This window comes from Plantactinospora sp. CA-294935 (assembly GCF_050936445.1).
In the GTDB taxonomy this organism is placed as follows: Bacteria; Actinomycetota; Actinomycetes; order Mycobacteriales; family Micromonosporaceae; genus Plantactinospora.
Window position 1 is genome coordinate 6,915,000 of the sequence record NZ_JBNJMU010000001.1, and the last position, 14,530, is coordinate 6,929,529.

The 14,530-nt window shown below is 74.6% G+C and carries 13 protein-coding genes; 4 read left to right on the top strand and 9 right to left on the bottom strand.

What is annotated here, in order from left to right; genetic code table 11:
• Positions 1 to 22: 22 nt before the first annotated feature.
• From ACQEVC_RS30365 to ACQEVC_RS30385, 5 genes are all read right to left on the bottom strand, one after another.
• A complete protein-coding gene (locus tag ACQEVC_RS30365) occupies positions 23 to 691 on the bottom strand; it encodes a hypothetical protein (protein WP_432884288.1) in 669 nt (222 codons plus the stop codon).
• Positions 688 to 3,519 (bottom strand): FtsK/SpoIIIE domain-containing protein, encoded by a 2,832-nt coding sequence (locus tag ACQEVC_RS30370; protein WP_432884291.1) that lies wholly within the window; start codon positions 3,517 to 3,519, stop codon positions 688 to 690. Before ACQEVC_RS30370 ends, ACQEVC_RS30365 begins: the two co-directional genes overlap by 4 nt.
• A complete protein-coding gene (locus ACQEVC_RS30375) occupies positions 3,512 to 4,378 on the bottom strand; it encodes a hypothetical protein (RefSeq protein WP_432884293.1) in 867 nt (288 codons plus the stop codon). The genes ACQEVC_RS30370 and ACQEVC_RS30375 overlap by 8 nt, the downstream gene beginning before the upstream one ends.
• An 8-nt stretch (positions 4,379 to 4,386) precedes the next feature.
• Positions 4,387 to 4,647: a hypothetical protein gene (locus ACQEVC_RS30380; protein WP_107259179.1), complete on the bottom strand. Its 261-nt coding sequence runs from the start codon at positions 4,645 to 4,647 to the stop codon at positions 4,387 to 4,389.
• Between the two features lie 283 nt (positions 4,648 to 4,930).
• A complete protein-coding gene (locus tag ACQEVC_RS30385) occupies positions 4,931 to 5,332 on the bottom strand; it encodes a hypothetical protein (protein ID WP_432884296.1) in 402 nt (133 codons plus the stop codon).
• Positions 5,333 to 5,444: 112 nt separating this feature from the next.
• Here ACQEVC_RS30385 and ACQEVC_RS30390 point away from each other — a divergent pair, with 112 nt between their 5' ends.
• From ACQEVC_RS30390 to ACQEVC_RS30400, 3 genes are all read left to right on the top strand, one after another.
• Positions 5,445 to 8,018, top strand: coding sequence for an ATP-dependent Clp protease ATP-binding subunit (locus ACQEVC_RS30390; RefSeq protein WP_432884299.1), 2,574 nt, complete (start codon positions 5,445 to 5,447; stop codon positions 8,016 to 8,018).
• Between the two features lie 185 nt (positions 8,019 to 8,203).
• Entirely contained in the window at positions 8,204 to 8,368 is a 165-nt protein-coding gene (locus tag ACQEVC_RS30395; protein ID WP_432884301.1) for a hypothetical protein, read from the top strand.
• Positions 8,368 to 8,718 (top strand): DUF3140 domain-containing protein, encoded by a 351-nt coding sequence (locus ACQEVC_RS30400; protein WP_432884303.1) that lies wholly within the window; start codon positions 8,368 to 8,370, stop codon positions 8,716 to 8,718. Before ACQEVC_RS30395 ends, ACQEVC_RS30400 begins: the two co-directional genes overlap by 1 nt.
• A 158-nt stretch (positions 8,719 to 8,876) precedes the next feature.
• Here the strand turns inward: ACQEVC_RS30400 and ACQEVC_RS30405 are convergent, their stop codons facing one another.
• Together ACQEVC_RS30405 and ACQEVC_RS30410 are read right to left on the bottom strand one after the other, a co-directional pair.
• Positions 8,877 to 9,113, bottom strand: coding sequence for a hypothetical protein (locus ACQEVC_RS30405; RefSeq protein ID WP_432884306.1), 237 nt, complete (start codon positions 9,111 to 9,113; stop codon positions 8,877 to 8,879).
• A 149-nt stretch (positions 9,114 to 9,262) separates the two neighbouring features.
• On the bottom strand, positions 9,263 to 10,756 hold the full coding sequence (locus ACQEVC_RS30410; protein WP_432884309.1) for a S1 family peptidase: 1,494 nt from the start codon (positions 10,754 to 10,756) through the stop codon (positions 9,263 to 9,265).
• 476 nt (positions 10,757 to 11,232) lie between these two features.
• On the opposite strand from ACQEVC_RS30410, the gene ACQEVC_RS30415 reads away from it, so the two are divergent.
• Positions 11,233 to 12,513 (top strand): MFS transporter, encoded by a 1,281-nt coding sequence (locus ACQEVC_RS30415; RefSeq protein ID WP_432884312.1) that lies wholly within the window; start codon positions 11,233 to 11,235, stop codon positions 12,511 to 12,513.
• Positions 12,514 to 12,703: 190 nt separating this feature from the next.
• Here the strand turns inward: ACQEVC_RS30415 and ACQEVC_RS30420 are convergent, their stop codons facing one another.
• Complete coding sequence (locus ACQEVC_RS30420) at positions 12,704 to 13,675, bottom strand: LysR family transcriptional regulator (RefSeq protein ID WP_318397209.1); 972 nt, start codon at positions 13,673 to 13,675, stop codon at positions 12,704 to 12,706.
• A gap of 94 nt (positions 13,676 to 13,769) precedes the next feature.
• Complete coding sequence (locus ACQEVC_RS30425) at positions 13,770 to 14,456, bottom strand: ThuA domain-containing protein (protein WP_432884316.1); 687 nt, start codon at positions 14,454 to 14,456, stop codon at positions 13,770 to 13,772.
• Positions 14,457 to 14,530: the final 74 nt, after the last annotated feature.

The window sequence follows — 14,530 nt, forward strand, 5'->3', positions numbered from 1 at the left end:
GCCACGACCCGGTCGCGCGGCGTCAGCGGAGCAGGCCGAACAGGGCCCCGGTGGTGACCAGCCCGGCGACCACGACCACCAGCGCGGAGCGTACGTCCAGGCCGGCGTGCCGCCGGTCGGCGAGTACCCGGGCCGGTGCCAGCCCGACGACCGGGCCGAGCAGCGTCACCAGCAGCCCGAGTACCGGCATGGCCACCGCCAGGTCGCCGCCGTACCGGTCACCGGCGGCCCGGGCGGCCAGCCCGAGGGCGTACGCGGCGGCCGCGCCGAGCACTCCGAAGAGCGCCAGCAGCGGTCGGGTGGCCGGCGGTAGCTCACCCGGTTTCCGGGCCCGGTCCAGCAGCTCCCGGACCCCGTCGAGCAGCGCCTCGACGTCGGCCGGTACGCCGTTGCGCGGCACCGGTGGCTCGCCGACCCGCCGGTCCGCCGCACCGAACTGCCCGCGCAGGATGCTCCACAGGTGGACCGACTCGGCCTCGGTGCGGTCCACCTCCTGCTGGGCCGCCGCCACCTCCGCCTCGGCCCGGCGTACCGCCTGCTCCGCGTCGCGTACCGCCCGCTCGGCGGCGGCGCACTGGCGCTCGTACCAGCCGTTCGCCTCGGCGCGCTCCGCCTCGGCCCGGCCGGTCAGCTCGGCGAGCTGCCGGATCGCCTCGGCGTAACCGGCCTCCCGTTCCAGGTCGCCGCTCATCGGGACGGTCCGTAGGGGATGATCACTTGACCGGTTCGGTGCACCGAGCGGTCGAAGAAGAGCCCGCGCCACGGCCGGGGGTACCAGTCCGGGCCACCGCCGGCCCCCGGGTAGAGCGCCGAGGTCAGCTCGCCGCCCTGCACGTCGAGCGCGACCCAGGCGCCGATCTGGTCGGTACGCGACGCCGGGCCGCCGAGGTCCGCCCGCAGCCGGGCCACCCCCCGCCACCAGGCCAGGGTGTGGGTACGCCGCTCCGGCCCGTTGTGCAGTACGTGCCGCAGGTGGTCCAGGCCGGACCGCCGCCCGATGGTGGTACCGAGCTGGCCGGCGGCCGCGTCGACGGCGTAGAGCAGCAGGTAGTGCGGCTCGCCCGGAGTGCCGCCGGAGCCCAGCCCGTCGGCCGTCTCGGCCATCAGTTCGCCGATGTCGTCCTCGGAGTACCAGGCGGCGTCGGTGCCGAGCGCCTCGTAGAGCGCCCGGGCGGCGGTGTCGGCGTCCGGGTCCAGGCAGGCGATGGAGAACCGGGCGGTGCCGGGCCGGTGCTGGCGGCGTAGCGACCGGGCCGCCGCGTCCAGCACCGCGCAGGCCTCGTCCACCCCGGTGCCGAGTACGGCCAGGTTCCGGCCCGGTGCCCGGGGCAGCCGCATCCCGGCCGACCGCGCCTGCACGTCGATGATCTCGCCGAGCAGCGCCACCGGCCCTCGGGCGCCGCCACCGGTCCGCTCCGTACCCCCGGGCCGGTCCGCGCCGGCCTGGGCCGCTGTGCCGCCGTTCGGTGCGGCGCTCCGCTCCGGCCCGACCCCCGCAGGCCAGATCGCCCCGCCGGCCGCGCGGTCCCGGGGATCTCCGGCCGGGGCCGGCTCGCCCGGCGGGCGCAGCGCGACGAAGTCCGGTGCCTCGTCCAGCCGGGGGATCGCGTCGCCGTCGAAGAGCCGGGCCGGGGCCGCGTCCGGCGGGCGCATCCGCCACAGCCGGTGCTGGAGGTCGCTCCAGGTACCCCAGTCGCTGGCCGCCGGGATCCGGGCCACCTGGTTGCCCTCGGACATCCCCGACTCGGCGTTGACGATCGCGTGGTGCCGGGGCAGCACCTGCGCGGCGTCGTTGCGCTCGGCCAGGATGCGCAGCGCCTTGGGCAGCGCGATCCGCAGGGTGAACTGGGCGACCAGCGCAGGCCGGCCCCAGAGCGCCTCGATGCCCCGGACGTCCTGCGAGGCCAGCACCAGGTGGATGCCCTGGGAGCGCCCGCGTCGGGCCAGGTCCTCCAGCAGGTCGGCCGCCTCCCGGGCCACCGCGTCCCGGCCGGCCAGCAGCATCTGGAACTCGTCGACCACGGCGACGATCCTCGGCCAGCGACCGCCCGGGTCCACCGCGCGCAGCTCGGCCAGCTTGGTCACCTCGTGCCGCTTGGCCGCGTCCGCCCGGCGGCGCAGCTCCTCGGCGAGGAACCGCAGCAGGGCCAACCCGAACTCCCGGTCGGTGTTGACGTTGATCCCGACCAGCCGCATGTGCGGCAGCCAGCTCGGGTCGCGGCGGCCCTGGGCGAACCGGGCGAACGACACCCCCTCCTTGAAGTCCAGCAGATAGAACTCCAGCTCGGCGGGGGAGTACCGGGCGGCGAGCGAGCCGATCCAGGCGAAGATCAGGTTGGTCTTGCCGGTACCGGACGGGCCGCCGATCAGCGCGTGCGGCGGGTAGTCGCCGAGGGTCAGCGTCACCGGCCGGCCGTGCGGACCGTCCCCGATCGGCGCGACGAGACCGGCGGCCGAGTCCTCCCGCCACATCTCGTCGACCGGCGGGAGCAGGTCGGTGAAGGGTGTCGGCGGCGGCCCGGCGTTGACCCGGGTCGCCACCTCCCGGCAGGTCTCGGTGACCAGTGCGGCCGGTGGGGCCGGGTCGGGGCGTACCGGCAGTTCGGGGCAGCCGTCCAGCCGGGCGGTGCCGCCGTCGACCACCACCCGGTGCACGTCCGGCTCGTCGGGCAGGTCGATGCCGCGTACCACCAGGTGCACCCCGCAGGCGGCACCGGTCCGGGCCACCCGGTCGAGCTGGCCCCGCTCGTGCCGGGACAGTTCGTCGCCGCCGAGCAGCACCGCGATCCGCCACGGCTCGGGGCGCCGGCCGGTCGCCGCGGCCAGCTCGCGCAGCGAGGCGTACTCGCCGGCCAGCACGGTCTCGTTGATCCGGCGGATCTGGTCGACGAGGTCGTCGAGGAGCCGGGCCAGCCCGCCCGGCCCGACGAAGGTGAGCAGCCCGGCGGTGGAGAGCGGGGCGAAGCCGGCCAGCCCGCCACCGAGGTGCTCCGGGTCGTAGCCGACCAGCCGGAGCGCGCCGGGATCGGCCCGGCCCAGGGCCCGGAGCAGCAGCGCGGCGACCACCGCGTCGCAGCCGCCCCGGTCGGCCCCGGACAGGTGTACGTGGCCGGCGTCGAGCAGCGGCACCAGCGCCGGTACGGGCACGCTGCCGGGCAGCCGTACGGTGCCGATCCGCAGCGGTCCCGGTGCCTCGCCCCGGACCACCGGGCTGGGCTGCCAGCCCGTCCACTCCGTACTGGCGGCACCGGGCGCCTCCCGGGCGGCGGCCTCGGCGGCCCGGGCGGCGAGCCGGCCGATCTCCGTCCCGTACCGGTCGGAGAGTTCGGCGACCCGGCGGTCCCGTTCCGCACCGACCCGGCCGGGAACCCGAGCGGCCGCCTCCCGGATCCGGCGCAGCCGGTCCTGTGCGGTACCGAGTTCGGTCCGCGCCGCCGTGAGCCGGGCCCGGGACGCGCCCAGGGCGTGCGACAGCATGGTGCGGACCCGGTCGACGAGCTGGGTCCGTAGGTCAGGCATGGGTGTCCCGGGGTGCGCGAGCGGTGACGGGTCGCTGGTCGAGGCCGAGCCGGCGCATCAGCAGTCCGGTGAGGACCCCGGCGGCGACCGCGGGATCGGCCGGATGCGGCTGCTCGACCGGCTCCTTCGGCGGCGGCATCCGGCAGACCCGGCTCAGCAGTGTGTCGAGCACTCCCGGCGGCAGGTTGGGCACCAGGTCCTGGACCTGACCGGTGACCTCACGGCGCAGTCTCGGCAGGTCCGCCGCCCGGGGCGGGTGGCCGAGGAGTTCGGTGGCCAGGTCGCGCAGCATCGGCGGGGCGACCGAGGCGAGGCCCAGCCCGACGTTCGCCTCCACCGCGCGCAGCTCGGTGTGCAGCCGGGTCCGGTCGCCGGACCGGACGCCGCTGGTCACCCGGCGGAGCAGCTCCTCCGCGTCGGTGATCTCGCGGTCCGGCTTGGGCGCCGGGGTGTCCCGCCGGTCGAACAGCTCGGCCACCCGGACCGACCACCAGCCGCCGGTCGCGGCGGGAGGGGCTCGCCGGGCCGGCCCGGACGAGTCGGCCGGACCCCGGGCGCTGGGGCGGGCGGCCGGCCGCTGCGGGCCGGCGGCGGGCGTCCCGTCCCGGCCCAGCCCGATCGCGGCCAGGTAGGTCGCGAACTGGTCCTGGGCGAGTCGCAGCGCGTGCCCGGCCGTCTCCAGGTGCTCGGTGGCCGCCGACAGTTCCGGTACGCCCATCGGGTCGGCCGACTCCTGCCGGACCCAGCGCAGCCGCTCGGAGGCGAGTTTCAGGTGGTCGAGTGCCTTGATCACCAGCTCGACCGGCAGTTCGTCGGACGCGGCCCGCACCCGGGCACCCAGCTCCTCGATGATGGACATCCGCTGCTCTACAGCGTCGAGACGTAGAGCTGGGCGTGTTCGACGGCGGCGAGCGTCGCGGCGAGGCACTCCTCCAACTCCTGGGCGGCCTGCGAGAGCGACGCCTGCGCGGCGTCGACAGTGGAGTGTCCACTTCCCTCCAACGCCCCGGCCAGGGTCTGCTGCGCCTCGGCGAGCTTGTCGCTGGCGGCCTGCACCGCGGCCTGGCCGTCGCCGATCTGCTGGAGTGCGGCATCGATGGCCGCTTTCAGCTCGGCGACACTCGCCACGGCGAAACCTCCTGGGGGCGGGGAGGGCTCTAATTAGAGCTTATCCCGATCGGCGCTCTGCGGCGCCCTGGGCGTTTGCTGCCCGGCTGTCCGTTCCCAGGTGATCCCGGCGACGCCGGCCGTACGGCAGGCTTCCTCCCACTTTGTGCCACCGTACGACTACTCAGTCGGATCTCCGACAGTTGTCTGGCGGCAGCCGGCCAAGTCCAGCTCAGTCCTGCAACTTCCAGGCTTGTCGAGCGCTGCAGATGTTGCTGGTCGCCTTCTCCCGGCGGATGTGGGGTCAGTTCTCCGGCACCCGGTCCAGCGGCTCGGTGAGCCAGCGCGGTCCGCGTACCTCCGCGCCGAGGGCCGTGACACGGGCCCGTAGCGCCCGGTCGGCGGTGACCACCAGGCAGTTCCGGCCGGCACCCTCCGCCTCGACCAGGCCCACGATGGCGTCGTCGCCGGAGCGCTCCGCCGCCACCACCCGGACGCCCTCGGCCGGCTCCACCCGGCGGGCCGCGCCCTCCACCACCAGCACCATCTCGACCGGCGGGGCCAGCCCGGGCAGGCCGAGCCGGGCGAGGCGGGCCAGCCGGTCCCGCAACCGTGCGGTGGCCCCGGCGCGGTCCCGCCACCAGCCGTCCGGGCGGGACCCCACCACGTTGGCGGCGTCCACGACGAGGAGAGGTTCGGCGACCATCCGCCCAGCCTGCCATCCCATCCGCCCGGCCTGTGGTTACGGCGCGTTTGTCGGGCCTTCCGCCGGGTAGCCGAGGTGACGCCAGTGCCCGCGCCCGTGAGGGGGACGAGAGATGACGCAGGGACCCGGCGACTTCGGCCCCGATCCGTGGGATGAGTTCCTGGCCCGGTACTTCGGCCGGGGAGAGAGCCGCCGGCAGGGGCAGCGGGTGGACATCACCAGGCTGATGACCGCGGACGCCCGGGAGCTGCTCGCCGACGCGGCGCGCCGGGCGGCCCAGGCGAACAGCAGCGATCTGGACACCGACCACCTGCTCTGGGCGGCCCTGCAACGCGAGCCCCTGCGGGACCTGATCAGCCGGGCCGGCGCCGACCCGGAGGCGCTGCTCGGCGCGCTCGGCGGCGAGCAGCGGGTGGACCGGCCGGCCAAGCACGGCCAGGTGCCGTCCAACATGTCGCTCACCCCGGCGGCCAAGCGGGCGCTGCTCGACGCGCACCAGCTCTCCCGGGCGATGGGCGCCTCCTACATCGGGCCGGAGCACATCCTGATGGCCCTGCCGCTGAACCCGGAGTCGCCGGCCGGCCGGATGCTGGCGGCGGGCCGGATCCAGCCGCAGTCGTTGCAGGCGGCCAGCGCCAGCGGCGGCGGCGGGAACGGCGGCGCCAAACCGGACCGGGGCACCCCGACCCTCGACCAGTACAGCCAGGACCTCACCGACCTGGCCCAGGCCGACGGGATCGACCCGGTGATCGGCCGGATGGACGAGATCGAGCAGGCGGTGGAGATCCTGTCCCGGCGTACCAAGAACAACCCGGTGCTGATCGGCGAGGCCGGGGTGGGCAAGACCGCGATCGTCGAGGGACTCGCCGAGCGGATCTGCGACGGGGACGTGCCGCAGACGCTGATCGGCAAGCGGGTGGTGCAGCTCGACCTCGCCCGTCTGGTCGCCGGCACCCGCTACCGGGGCGACTTCGAGGAGCGGCTGAAGAAGGTGATCGACGAGATCCGGGCGCACGGCGACGAGCTGATCGTCTTCCTCGACGAGCTGCACACCCTGGTCGGCGCGGGCGGTGCCGGCGCCGAGGGCGGGATGGACGCCGGCAACATGCTCAAGCCGGCGCTGGCCCGCGGCGACATGCGGGTGATCGGCGCCACCACGCTGAACGAGTACCGCCGCAACATCGAGAAGGACGCCGCGCTGGCCCGGCGGTTCCAGCCGGTGCTGGTGCCGGAGCCCACCGTGGACGACACCGTCACCATCCTGCGCGGGCTGCGGGACCGCTACGAGGCGCACCACCAGGTCCGGTTCACCGACGAGGCACTGGTCGCCGCCGCCGAACTCTCCGACCGGTACATCACCGACCGGTTCCTGCCGGACAAGGCGATCGACCTGATCGACCAGGCCGGTGCTCGGGTACGGCTGCGCACCCGGACACCCGCCGGTGACGTGCGGGAACTGGAGCAGGAGCTGGAGGAGGTACGCCGGGAGAAGGATCAGGCCGTCGCCGACGAGCAGTACGAGCGCGCCTCCGAGCTGCGCGACCGGCTGCACGAGGTGCGCGAGCGGCTGCACGTGGCGAGCGGCAACGGCGACCAGCCGGCGGTCCCCGAGGTGGGGACGCAGGAGATCGCCGAGGTGGTCTCCCGGGCCACCGGAATTCCGGTCAGCCAGCTCACCGAGGAGGAGCGGGACCGGCTGCTGCGGTTGGAGGGGTACCTGCACGAGCGGGTGGTCGGCCAGGACGACGCGGTCAGCGCGGTCGCCGAGGCGGTACGGAGGTCCCGTACCGGGCTGGCCGACCCGGACCGGCCGATGGGCAGCTTCCTCTTCCTCGGCCCGACCGGGGTGGGCAAGACCGAGCTGGCCCGGGCGCTGGCCGAGGCGCTCTTCGGCGACCAGGACCGGATGGTCCGGCTGGACATGAGCGAGTTCCAGGAGCGGCACACGGTCAGCCGGCTGGTCGGCGCCCCGCCCGGCTACGTCGGGTACGAGGAGGCGGGCCAGCTCACCGAGGCGGTCCGGCGCCGCCCGTACGCGGTGGTGCTGCTCGACGAGATCGAGAAGGCGCACCCGGACGTCTTCAACATCCTGTTGCAGGTACTCGACGACGGGCGGCTCACCGACAGCCAGGGTCGGACGGTGAACTTCCGGAACAGCGTACTGATCATGACCAGTAACCTCGGCTCCGAGCTGATCACCGGTGCCCAGCGCAGCGTCGGCTTCGGCGGCGGTGCGGGCAACGCCGCCGAGGAGGAGAACAGCGAGCTGCGGGACCGGCTGATGCGCCGGTTGCAGGAGCAGTTCCGTCCCGAGTTCCTGAACCGGATCGACGAGGTGATCGTCTTCCGCCGGCTGGAGACCGAGCAGCTCCGGCAGATCACCGAGCTGCTGCTGAACGAGACCCGCCGTCGGCTCCGCGCCCAGGACATCGGGGTCGAGTTCACCGCCGAGGGGGTGGACTGGATCGCCGAGCACGGCTACGAGCCGCAGTTCGGCGCCCGCCCGCTGCGCCGGACGATCCAGCGGGAGATCGACAACCGGCTCTCCCGGATGCTGCTGGACGGGACCGTGGAACCGAGGCAGCGGGTCACGGTCGGCGCCCGGGACGGCGAGTTGACCTTCGACGTGTCGGCGGGGGAGCGGCCCGGCGGGCGCAGCCCGGCCACCGCCACGCACGGGCGATGAGCCGACAGCCGCCCGGCGGTCCCGCCGGGCCGCGGACGTACCGGACCGGCGGGCCCGGTCGGGGAGCGCGCCCGCTGGCCGGGAGTCCGGGATCCCCGCGCGTCGGGCGCGCGGGGACCGCCGCAGAACCGGATCTGCCGGTACGACCCGCCCGGTGGGAGCCGGGGCGAGAGGAGGAGAGCGGCGTGAGCCAGCCCGAGGAGAACCGCGAGAAGAGCGCGAAGACCGACGCCGTGCTGCGGCCGCCGGCCGCCGCCGGCCCGGCGCGTCCGCGGCCGCCGCAGCGGAACCGGAACCGTACCGAGGAGGAGCCGGCCCGGCCCGAGCCGCCGCCGGCGGAGGAGGCGTGATGGCCCGGCAGCAACGGGTGGAACCGGAGGTGGAGCAGTTGTGGCAGGACTTCCACAGCCGCGTCAACCTCAGCTCCGAGCAGCTCCGCAACTGGCTGCTCACCCAGGGCTCCGGCGAGCAGGCGTTCGGCGCCGACCCGGATCTCGGGCTGCCGGAGCCGGGCCGGCAGATCCTCGCCATCCTGGGCAAGCGCAAGGTCGACCTGACCGATGGCGACATCCAGCTCATGCGGGAGACGGTCGCCGAGATCCAGGACCTGATCGACACCCGACCGCCCGCCGGCGCGACCGACGAGGAGTGGCGACGGGCCCTGCTCGATCTCGGCCACGACCCGCTGATCGAGCGGTAGCCGGCGGCGGTGGCGAGCCCGGCCACCGCGACCGAGCCGTGGCGGCGCCGTCGAATCGTGGCGGCGCCGTCGACGTGGTGCCGGCGTCGAATCGTGGTGCCGCCGCCGTTCCGGCCCGTCCGCGCGGCCTCGCCGCGAACGGGTCGGACCAGGTCGGTTCAGGCGCCGCCGATGCTCGGGACGTTCAGCCCGGCGGCGTCGGCCGCGTCGGTCCGCTCGGTGCGCAGCGCCTCCTCGCGGGCCAGCAGCGCCGCGTACTCGGCGATGTCCTCGGGGCTCGGCAGCGCCGGTACCCGGCGCAGGAAGGCCTCGACGTCGCGGGAGGCGGCGGTGTGCGCGGCGGCGAGCCGGCGTACCGTCTCCCGGTCGTCCTCGGGCGGGATCATGTCGGTCATGCCGGTACCGGTACCCGCTTCCGGCCGGTTCGCACCGGTCGGCGTCGAGGTACCTGCACCGGCCGCGCCACCGGGCTCCCCGCGTGGCGCGCGCGGGGAGCCCGGTGCGGTCGAGGCGGGTACGCCGGGTGGCGGAACCGGCCCGCCGGTCAGGGCGCGGTGGCGCCGAGGGTGTAGCTGCCCGACCCGCTGTACGCGTCGACGGCGTACCGGTAGTACCCGGCCGCGCCGCTGTACGAGGTCGTCTCGTCCGGCCCGGCTGAGGTGCCCTGGGCGACGGTCACCCAGGAGCTGCCGTTCCAGCGTTGCAGGTATAGGTCGAAGTCCACTCCGGACGGTCCGTCGAGGCAGCCGCGGTGGGTGCCGGACCGGGTCGTCTGGTAGTAGCTGCCGTTCGGCTGGTACTGCACCCCGCCGGCGGCCAGCGATCCGCTGAAGGTGCTGGCGTAGCCGGTGCAGGTACCGGTCGGCGGCGGCTCACCGGGCCCGCCCCCGCTGGTACGCAGAGTCAGCCCGTACACCGAGAGGATCTCGTTGACCGGCTGGAAGTAGGTGGTGCCGCCGGACGAGCAGTTGCCCGACCCGCCGGAGGTGACGCCCTGGGCCTGCTGACCGGAGAGCCACGAGCCGCCCGAGTCACCCGGCTCGGCGCAGGCGTTGGTCCGGGTCAGGCCGCTGACCGAGCCCTCCGCGTAGTTGACGGTCTGGTTCTTCGCCTGCACCGTGCCGCACCGCCAGCCGGTGGTCGAGCCGGACCGGCAGATCGCCGCGCCGACCGCGGACTCGGTGGAGCCGGCGACCGTCACGTTGCCGCCCGCGTAGTCGTTGACCCAGGGCTGCGGGGTCCAGTTGGTGTTGGTCTGCACCCAGCCGTAGTCGTTGCCCGGGAAGGACGAGCCCCGGAAGGTGCCCTGGGCGACCTGGTTGTAGCCCTGGGTGGCGGTACCGGTCCGGCCGCAGTGCCCGGCCGTGACGAAACCGCCGGTGACGGAGAAGCCGACCGAGCAGCGGCCGCCCATGTAGTAGGCGTCGCCGCCCCGGACGTCGTAGTAGAGCCGGGGCGCCTCGGTGGTGGCGACGACCCGTACCGCCGCGGCGTCCACCCCGCTGGCCGCGACGAACGCGCTGGCGGCCACCGTACCGCCGCTGGCCAGCACCACGACGCTGTTGGTGGGCGCGTCGACGTACCAGCCGGGTACCGAGCGGGCCGGTGCCTTGGCGGCGGCCCGGTCCAGCCCGGACTTGACCCCGTCGAGCTGGGCGGCGCTGCGGGCGACCAGCCTCGGCTGGGCACCGGCGGCGGTCACCCGGGCGGCCTGGGCACGGTCGGTGACCGCCACCACCAGGTCACCGGCGGGCGTGATCCAGCCACCCGCGTACGCCCGGCCGAGCGACTTGCGCAGCCCGGCGTCGGCCCGGCTGGCCTGGTCGTCCCGGCTGATCCTGGTCCGGGCCTGCGCGGCGGTGAGCCCGAGGTCCCGCTGCATCGCGGTGAGCATCTCTGCGGTGGCGGCCTCGGCGGTGGCCGGGGCCCGGTCCGGGGTGCCGTTGTCGGGCGCCGCGGCGGCGGGTGGGGCCACGGTGCCGAGGATGCCCACCGGCAGCAGGGTCACCGCTGCCAGCGTGGCGAGTCTTCGCTTCATCCGGAGTCTCCTTATGGAACGGAAGTTCGGTGGGGAACGGAACCGGCAGCCGGCATCGGCCAGCCCCCTGCCCCGGGGCAGGGAGGCGGCGGCGAGTGGCACGGGAGCGGTCGAGCCGCGGGCAGCAGCAGGGCGGCGGCCCGCAGCGGCGGGGGATGGACGGCCGGGCCGATCGGCCGTGCGCCGTCCGGCCCGGAACCGGACGGCGCACGGTGGCCGGTGCCCCGCCGACCGGGGGTCAGCCCCGCGGACCGTGGCGATGTCGACGGTCGCCTCGGTACCAGCGGTTCTGGGTCGGGCAGGGCATGGTTAAGGTAACCGGCCACAATCGACCGAGGTATATCCCGCCTAGCTCATACCGCCCCCGCCAGCCGGCCGTACGGACCCTTCCGCGCCGCACCGGCACCTCGTAATCTTGGGCGCCCGGTCGAGCCGTCGATCACCACCGCACACCGCACCGTCGCCGAGGAGCCCAGTTGTCCGTCACCCGACCCGCCCGGCGGCCGGTGGTCCTGCTGGCGTACGCCGCGTTCGTCCTGGTCGGCCTGAGCGCCGGGGTCGGCGGGGTGCTGCTGCCGGCCCAGATCGACGACTACGGGGTGGACAAGGCCACCATCGGGATCACCTTCTTCACCTTCTCCGCCGGCTTCCTGCTGGCCGGGATCACCACCGGCGGCCTGATCGACCGCCTCGGTACCCGGGCCGCGCTGGCGGTCGGCGGCGGCGCCTTCGTCCTCGCCAGCCTCTACACGGCGCTCCGCCCGCCGTTCCTGGCGTTGGTGGCGGTGCAGGTGGTGGCCGGCTACGGCATCGGGGTACTGGAGTCGGTGCTCAACGCCCACCTCAGCGAACTGACCGGGGCGACGACACTGCTGAACCGGCTGCACGCGTTCTTCGGCGTCGGGGCGCTGCTGGCACCCGCACTGGCCGCCTGGATGCTTCGCGCGCTGCCATGGACGTTGGTCTGGCTGGTACTCGCCCTGGCCGGCCTGCCACTGGTCGTCGGCTTCCTGCTGGCGTACCCGAAACGTCGCGGCCCGGACGACGGCGGCCCCACCGCCGACGGCGCTCCGGCGGTCAGCGGTCCGGCGGTCGGCGGTCCGCCGCCCGACCGGGTGGGTGTGACCGTTCGACCCGGTAACGGCGGGCTGCTGGTCGCGGCGCTGCGGCAGCCGGCGGTGGTGCTGGCGGCGGTGTTCCTCGCGGTCTACGTCGGACTCGAGATCAGCGTCGGCAACTGGGGTTTCAGCCTGCTGGTCGGCGGCTACGACCAGTCGGAGGTACTGGCCGGCTACGCGGTCAGCGGCTACTGGCTGGGCCTGACCGCCGGACGCTTCCTGATCAGCCCGCTGGCCACCCGGGCCGGCCTGACCCCGGCCGCCACCAGCGCCGGCTGCCTGGTCGGGGTCACTGTCAGCGCCGTACTCGCCTGGGCGGTGCCGGTCGCGGCGGTGGCCGGCGTCGCGCTGGTGCTGCTCGGGTTCTTCCTCGGGCCGCTCTTCCCGACCGCGATGGCGATGGTGCCCCGGTTGACGGCCAGCCGCCTGGTGCCGACCGCGATCGGTGTGCTGAACGGCGTGTCGGTGATCGGCGGGGCGGTCTTCCCCTGGCTGGCCGGCGCCATCGCCCAGGGGGTCGGGGTGTGGACCCTGCTGCCGTTCGCCGTCGTCCTGGCGGTCGGCCAGCTCGCGATCTGGTGGCGGCTGGCCCGACAGGTCGCCGCCGCTGACCGGGCCGGACGGGTGGCCGCCGGCTGACCGTGCGGATCGGTGGCCGCCGGCTGACCGGCCGATCCCGGCGGTCGACGGGGTGGTGGTGCCGTTCGGGCGAGAAGTGGTCGGCCGGTCGGCACCGCGGTGCTTGCCGCACCGGACAGCGCGGAGAGCTTCCGGGCCAACCGCCGACCGCCACGGAACGGCAGCCGGGCCGGAAGGAGCCGGACGGCGGTCAGGCGGCGGCCAGGTCCTGCGGGCCGAAGTTCGGGTTCCGGGCCAACCAGGCGAGGTAGTTCGGGTTGCGGGACAGCGAGTCGGTGTAGGCGGCGATGGCGTGCCCGAGCACCCGGTCGGCGATGCCGGCCGCCGGGGCGTCCGGGTGCCAGCCGAGCAGCAGCCGCCAACGCAGTGGCGTGTGCGCCAGCGGCCGGGTGACCAGTCCGGAGACCGGCCGGAAGGTGGCCTGGGCGAGCGCGATCGCCTCACCCGCCTCGACCAGGTCGATGCAGCTACGGATGTCGGTCTCGTAGATCTTCGCCGGGGTGAAGCCGGCCCGGGCGCAGGCCGCCACGAAGCAGTCGGCGAAGCAGCCGTCGCCGGGCGCCGCCGCCCAGCGTTCCGCGGCGAGCGCCGCCAGGTGCACCTCGTCGTGCGCGGCCAGCGGATGCGCCTCCGGCAGCAGCACGAAGACCGCGTCCACCGCCACAGCCCGCCAGGTCAGCCCGAACTCCGCCGACGGTACGGCGTCCCCGCAGACCCCGGAGAGCACGAAGTCGAGCCGGCCGCTGAGTACCATCTGGGCCAGCTCGTCCACCGACCACGAGGCGTGGGTGCTGATCTGCGCGTGCGGCTGGTCGGCGGCGAGCCGGTGCACCAGTCCACCGAGGATCGGACTGTTCACCCCGCCGAACCGGAACCGGGTCATCGTGGTGCCGGTACCGGCCAGCCGGGCCGCCTCGTCCTGCAACCCCTTCATCGCGGGCAGCAGCACCCGAGCCCGGGCCAGCACCAGCTCGCCCAGCGCGGTCGGTCGGGCGCCGCGTCGGTCCCGCTCGAACAGCGGGCCGCCGAGAGTCCGCTCGATGCGCTGGAGCTGTGCGGTGAGCGCGGGCTGTGCCAGGCCCAGGGTCGAGGCCGCCTTCGTCACGCTGCCCGTCTCCGCGATCGCGCAGACCACCTTGAGGTGCCGCAGCTCCAGGTTCATAGCGTGACGGTAGGACCCGAAAGGGATTCACGGCTAGACCTTTGACTAGTGAAAGATCCGCCAAAGGAAACCCAAACTGCGACCGAACGGACACCTAAATCTGACGGGCGGCCCAGAGCAGCCCCCGTTCGGTGATCGTCCGGATCGCCGGCAGGGTCAGGTCGTCGAGCTTGTGGCCGACCGTCGAGACGAAGACCCGCCCGGCACCCCAGGATCTGGTCCACACCGCCGGCAGGGTGACCGAGCGGTGCCACGGCGTACGCTCCGCCGCCCCGGCCGGCTCCCGCACCGCCGGTTCCGGGTCGAAGGTCACCGTCGCGAGCACGTCGTTGAGCGGGTCGGTCAGCACCCAGTACTTCTCGGTGTGCAGCCGTACCGCCCCGATGTCCCGGACGATCGGGTGGTCGGCCCGCTCCGGCAGCACCGTCAGCTCGTGGTCGAGGAAGCCCGGCGGATGGTGCACGAAGACCCCGCCGGTGAGCTGGTGGTACGCGTTGTGGTGGAAGGCGCCGACGATCCCGCCGTGCCAGCCGGCGAACCCGGTCCCGGCCCGGACCGCCGCGACCAGTCCGGCCGCCTGCTCATCGCTGATCGTCCCGATCGACCAGCACTGCACCACCAGGTCGGCGGCGGCCATCCGGTCCGGGTCGGCATACACGGACAGGTCATCGTGGACCTCGACCCTGAAACCCGCGTCCCGCAGGAACGGGAGGAACACCTCCGTCGCGGCCACCGGGACGTGTCCCTCCCAACCACCCCGGACCACCAGCGCGTCTCGCACCGCCAAACCTCCGTCCCGCAACGCACCTCGGCCCGGCGCGGGTCCGCACCGGGCCGAGCAGGATCATGTCATCC

What these genes read in the sequence shown, in the direction of transcription:
- ACQEVC_RS30385 (WP_432884296.1), bottom strand. Translation starts at nt 5,332, where the DNA reads ATGGTCGCCGAACCTCTCCTCGTCGTGGACGCCGCCAACGTGGTGGGG.
- ACQEVC_RS30390 (WP_432884299.1), top strand. Translation starts at nt 5,445, where the DNA reads ATGACGCAGGGACCCGGCGACTTCGGCCCCGATCCGTGGGATGAGTTC.
- ACQEVC_RS30370 (WP_432884291.1), bottom strand. Translation starts at nt 3,519, where the DNA reads ATGCCTGACCTACGGACCCAGCTCGTCGACCGGGTCCGCACCATGCTG.
- ACQEVC_RS30375 (WP_432884293.1), bottom strand. Translation starts at nt 4,378, where the DNA reads ATGTCCATCATCGAGGAGCTGGGTGCCCGGGTGCGGGCCGCGTCCGAC.
- ACQEVC_RS30410 (WP_432884309.1), bottom strand. Translation starts at nt 10,756, where the DNA reads ATGAAGCGAAGACTCGCCACGCTGGCAGCGGTGACCCTGCTGCCGGTG.
- ACQEVC_RS30420 (WP_318397209.1), bottom strand. Translation starts at nt 13,675, where the DNA reads ATGAACCTGGAGCTGCGGCACCTCAAGGTGGTCTGCGCGATCGCGGAG.
- ACQEVC_RS30405 (WP_432884306.1), bottom strand. Translation starts at nt 9,113, where the DNA reads ATGACCGACATGATCCCGCCCGAGGACGACCGGGAGACGGTACGCCGG.
- ACQEVC_RS30365 (WP_432884288.1), bottom strand. Translation starts at nt 691, where the DNA reads ATGAGCGGCGACCTGGAACGGGAGGCCGGTTACGCCGAGGCGATCCGG.
- ACQEVC_RS30400 (WP_432884303.1), top strand. Translation starts at nt 8,368, where the DNA reads ATGGCCCGGCAGCAACGGGTGGAACCGGAGGTGGAGCAGTTGTGGCAG.